Source organism: Citrobacter sp. wls716 (assembly GCF_005280975.1).
Classification (GTDB): Bacteria; Pseudomonadota; Gammaproteobacteria; order Enterobacterales; family Enterobacteriaceae; genus Citrobacter; species Citrobacter youngae.
In genome coordinates, this window is the sequence record NZ_SZWX01000013.1 from 1 (window position 1) to 4,284 (window position 4,284).

General features: G+C 48.3%; 4 protein-coding genes, 4 tRNA genes and 1 pseudogene. 7 read left to right on the forward strand and 2 right to left on the reverse strand.

Annotated elements, in window-relative coordinates; genetic code table 11:
• Nucleotides 1–157: 157 nt before the first annotated feature.
• Both murB and birA read left to right on the forward strand, forming a co-directional pair.
• Entirely contained in the window at nt 158–1,186 is a 1,029-nt protein-coding gene (gene murB, locus FDX24_RS00640; RefSeq protein WP_137363676.1) for a UDP-N-acetylmuramate dehydrogenase, read from the forward strand.
• Entirely contained in the window at nt 1,183–2,145 is a 963-nt protein-coding gene (gene birA, locus FDX24_RS00645; RefSeq protein ID WP_115644119.1) for a bifunctional biotin--[acetyl-CoA-carboxylase] ligase/biotin operon repressor BirA, read from the forward strand. Before murB ends, birA begins: the two co-directional genes overlap by 4 nt.
• A gap of 35 nt (nt 2,146–2,180) precedes the next feature.
• On the opposite strand, the gene coaA is transcribed toward birA, so the two are convergent.
• Both coaA and FDX24_RS23575 read right to left on the reverse strand, forming a co-directional pair.
• Complete coding sequence (gene coaA, locus FDX24_RS00650; protein ID WP_043018507.1) at nt 2,181–3,131, reverse strand: type I pantothenate kinase; 951 nt, start codon at nt 3,129–3,131, stop codon at nt 2,181–2,183.
• A 290-nt stretch (nt 3,132–3,421) separates the two neighbouring features.
• Nucleotides 3,422–3,502 (reverse strand): annotated as a pseudogene (locus FDX24_RS23575) (hypothetical protein); the annotation flags it as partial.
• A 19-nt stretch (nt 3,503–3,521) separates the two neighbouring features.
• Here FDX24_RS23575 and FDX24_RS00655 point away from each other — a divergent pair.
• From FDX24_RS00655 to FDX24_RS00675, 5 genes are all read left to right on the forward strand, one after another.
• A tRNA-Thr gene (locus FDX24_RS00655) sits at nt 3,522–3,597 on the forward strand.
• Nucleotides 3,598–3,605: 8 nt separating this feature from the next.
• Nucleotides 3,606–3,690, forward strand: a tRNA-Tyr gene (locus tag FDX24_RS00660).
• Nucleotides 3,691–3,805: 115 nt separating this feature from the next.
• Nucleotides 3,806–3,880, forward strand: a tRNA-Gly gene (locus FDX24_RS00665).
• 5 nt (nt 3,881–3,885) lie between these two features.
• Nucleotides 3,886–3,961: transfer RNA gene (locus FDX24_RS00670), tRNA-Thr, on the forward strand.
• 118 nt (nt 3,962–4,079) lie between these two features.
• Nucleotides 4,080–4,284 (forward strand): GTP-binding protein (locus FDX24_RS00675; protein WP_000031659.1); only part of this gene is annotated, 205 nt, incomplete at its 3' end.

The following is a 4,284-nucleotide window of genomic DNA, read 5'->3' on the forward strand; positions in this document are numbered from 1 at the left end:
ACGGATGGGCTTTTTTGCGTCTGTGCGGGGTACACATTGCCGGATGCGGCGCAGCGCGTACCATCGGGGGCAAAGCAACATCCTGAGCCTCCATAACACAAGCCATCCTGCAGCATATGCGGTAAACTAAGCGCGATTTTGCATCAGGAAAGCGTCTATGAATCACTCCCTTAAAGCCTGGAACACCTTCGGTATCGATCAACAAGCTAATGAACTTGTCCGCGCCGAAAATGAGCAACAACTACTGAATGCCTGGCAATTAGCCAATGCATCACATCATCCAGTACTGATCCTGGGCGAAGGGAGTAACATCCTGTTTCTTGATACCTTCCAGGGAACAGTGATCGTCAATCGTATTAAAGGTATAGAGGTTACAGAGAAGCCTGACGCGTGGTACCTACATGTTGGGGCTGGTGAGAACTGGCATCATCTGGTACAGCATACATTGCAGCTTGGCATGCCTGGACTGGAAAACCTGGCGCTTATTCCCGGCTGTGTTGGCTCATCGCCAATCCAGAATATTGGTGCTTATGGTGTGGAACTTCAGCGTGTTTGCGAATATGTGGACTGCATTGAACTGGCTACCGGTAAGCATCTGCGTGTAAGTGCCACAGAATGCCGATTTGGATACCGCGACAGTATCTTCAAGCATGAGTACCAGGATCGTTTCGCGATTGTAGCCGTTGGGCTGCGTTTACCTAAACAGTGGCAGCCCGTCCTCACTTACGGTGACCTGACGCGCCTGGATCCTGCAACGGTAACGCCTCAGCAGGTTTTTGATTCTGTTTGTCATATGCGCACCACAAAGCTGCCCGATCCAAAAGTAAACGGTAATGCGGGGAGTTTCTTCAAAAATCCGGTTGTCAGTTCGGATATCGCACAGGAACTTCTGGCGAAATTTCCGATTGCGCCTCATTACCCGCAGGCTGATGGTTCTGTGAAACTGGCTGCTGGCTGGCTTATCGATCAATGCCAGCTTAAAGGCATGCGCATTGGTGGCGCAGCGGTACATCAGCAGCAGGCACTGGTGCTGATCAATGCAGATAATGCGACGAGTCAGGATGTAGTGCAACTTGCGCATCACGTACGCCAAAAAGTCGGTGAGAAATTCAATGTCTGGCTCGAACCGGAAGTCCGGTTTATCGGCCCGCAGGGTGAGGTGAATGCCGTGGAGATCGTTGCATGAAGGATAATACCGTCCCCCTGACGCTTATTTCATTATTAGCCGATGGCGAATTTCACTCCGGTGAGCAACTCGGTGAAACGCTGGGAATGAGCCGTGCGGCAATCAATAAGCATGTCCAGACGCTACGTGACTGGGGTGTTGATGTATTTACTGTCCCTGGTAAAGGATATAGCTTACCTGAACCTATCCAGCTATTAGATTCATCACTTATTCATTCTCAGCTGGGCGGCGGAAACATTACTGTTCTACCCGTAATCGATTCAACCAACCAGTATCTGCTGGATCGAATTGGGCAACTGGAATCCGGAGATGCCTGCGTGGCGGAGTATCAGCAGGCTGGTCGTGGCCGGCGTGGGCGTAAATGGTTTTCGCCATTTGGTGCTAACCTGTATCTCTCTATGTTCTGGCGCCTGGAGCAGGGCCCGGCCGCTGCAATTGGCCTGAGTCTGGTCATTGGTATCGTCATGGCTGAGGTTTTACGCGATCTGGGTGCGGATAAAGTACGTGTTAAATGGCCTAATGATCTCTATTTGCTCGATCGTAAACTGGCAGGGATCCTGGTAGAACTCACTGGTAAGACGGGTGATGCCGCACAAATCGTTATTGGTGCCGGAATTAACATGTCTATGCGCCGGGTCGAAGAGAATGTGGTTAATCAGGGGTGGATTAACCTACAGGAAGCAGGCATAAACATTGACCGTAATACTCTTGCGGCTCGACTGATCCGCGAGCTTCGTGCTGCACTGATACTGTTTGAGCAAGAGGGGTTAGTGCCTTATTTATCACGCTGGAAGGCACTTGATAACTTTATCAACCGCCCGGTTAAACTCATTATTGGCGATAAAGAAATATTTGGTATCTCGCGGGGAATAGATGCTCAAGGTGCACTATTGCTTGAGCAGAATGGTGAGATAAAGCCATGGATGGGTGGGGAAATATCGCTCAGAAGCGCTGAATAATAAGAAGAAGGGGAGCATCGGCTCCCCTTTTTTATTTATTTTCTTAACCTGACTTGCTCAACGGCATGATTGGCACTTTTAGTCATTATCAAGCTGGCTCTTTCACGCGTTGGTAAAATATTTTGCTTTAAATTCAGCCAGTTGATTTCTTTCCATAGCGATGTGGCAGTGTTGATAGCCTCATCTTCTGATAATTTTGCATAGTTATGGAAATAAGAGTCCGGGTTGGTAAACGCCCCTTCACGGAATTTCAGAAAACGGTTGATATACCACGTCTGGAGTAATTCTTCTGGCGCATCAACATAAATAGAAAAGTCGACAAAGTCAGAAACAAATACATGATGTGGATCGTGAGGATAGTCCATCCCGCTTTGTAATACATTTAGCCCTTCGAGTATTAATATGTCGGGCTGGGCAACGGTTTTGTCACCATCAGGGATCACATCATAGATTAGATGAGAATAGACCGGCGCTGTGACGTTAGGGACGCCTGACTTCAGGTCGGAAACAAATTTTACCAGACGGTGCATATCATAAGACTGAGGGAAGCCTTTCTTCTTCATGAGCCCGCGTTCTTTCAACACCTGGTTTGGGTGAAGAAACCCATCGGTCGTAATCAGCTCAACTTTGCGGTGCTCTGGCCAGCGGCTAAGCAGTGCCTGCAAAACGCGCGCTGTCGTACTTTTACCGACGGCGACGCTGCCAGCAATACTAATGATATAAGGAATACGCTCGCCATTCGTGCCTAAAAATTGCTCCAGCACTGCCTGACGTCGCAGGTTCGAACTGATGTAAAAATTTAGCAAACGCGATAGAGGCAAATAAATCTCGGCAACTTCTTCCAGCGATAAGTCTTCGTTAATGCCTTTAAGACGAGCAATCTCTTCCTCGGTCAGGGTCATCGGCACTGAATCACGAAGCGCAGCCCACTGGTTGCGATCAAACTGTAGGTAAGGCGACGTTAACGCTTGCTCTTTTATACTCATACGCATGGTCTGGCTGTCATTGCTATATCAGGTCAGTGATAAAAAACGAAATCATCCCCGGCACGCAATGGCACGCACATTTCAGTTAATTTGGACAATGGGCAGGAGGGTAACACCAGATGAGGGGGAATAATAAGAAAAAATCGTCCCCTGAAAAGCATTGTGACGAGTATTCCAGATGTATAAAGATGTGCTTTCTCTCTGTCTGGACGTGAATAACGGAGCAAAACCCTCTCCGGTTATAACGCTCAACGTTGGAAATTTGTGCAATTCAGATAAGAAATAGATTATTTATCGGGCGTATAGTGCAAAATGTGAGCGGAAGAACATTTTATGCAATTTTTTAGTTGCATGAGCACGCAGGTATCCATAAAATGCGCGCTACTTGATGCCGACTTAGCTCAGTAGGTAGAGCAACTGACTTGTAATCAGTAGGTCACCAGTTCGATTCCGGTAGTCGGCACCATCAAGTCCGGTGGGGTTCCCGAGCGGCCAAAGGGAGCAGACTGTAAATCTGCCGTCACAGACTTCGAAGGTTCGAATCCTTCCCCCACCACCACTTTCTGGCAGCGTTATCGCCGCCTGAGTTGGTTAAAAAATTTAATCAGCTCAAACATAAAAGAGAGAAATCTCTTTTTTGTTACAGAAAGAACTGGGTAGCCGAGTTTCAGGATGCGGGCATCGTATAATGGCTATTACCTCAGCCTTCCAAGCTGATGATGCGGGTTCGATTCCCGCTGCCCGCTCCAGACGTGCTGATATGGCTCAGTTGGTAGAGCGCACCCTTGGTAAGGGTGAGGTCCCCAGTTCGACTCTGGGTATCAGCACCACTTCACTTCTCCCTCCCGTTTCTCTCTGTTTACTTTTAAAAGCATTCAACAGCTCAGGTATATTGCCTGGTTGATGTGGTGATATCACCGATTTATCCGTGTCTTAGAGGGACAATCGATGTCTAAAGAAAAATTTGAACGTACAAAACCGCACGTTAACGTCGGTACTATCGGCCACGTTGACCATGGTAAAACAACGCTGACCGCTGCAATCACTACCGTTCTGGCTAAAACCTACGGCGGTGCTGCTCGCGCATTCGATCAGATCGATAACGCGCCGGAAGAAAAAGCACGTGGTATCACCATCAACACTTCTCACGTTG

Bases quoted from the DNA above. Each gene is read 5' to 3' on its own strand.
- murB (WP_137363676.1), top strand. From the start codon at position 158: ATGAATCACTCCCTTAAAGCCTGGAACACCTTCGGTATCGATCAACAA.
- coaA (WP_043018507.1), bottom strand. From the start codon at position 3,131: ATGAGTATAAAAGAGCAAGCGTTAACGTCGCCTTACCTACAGTTTGAT.
- birA (WP_115644119.1), top strand. From the start codon at position 1,183: ATGAAGGATAATACCGTCCCCCTGACGCTTATTTCATTATTAGCCGAT.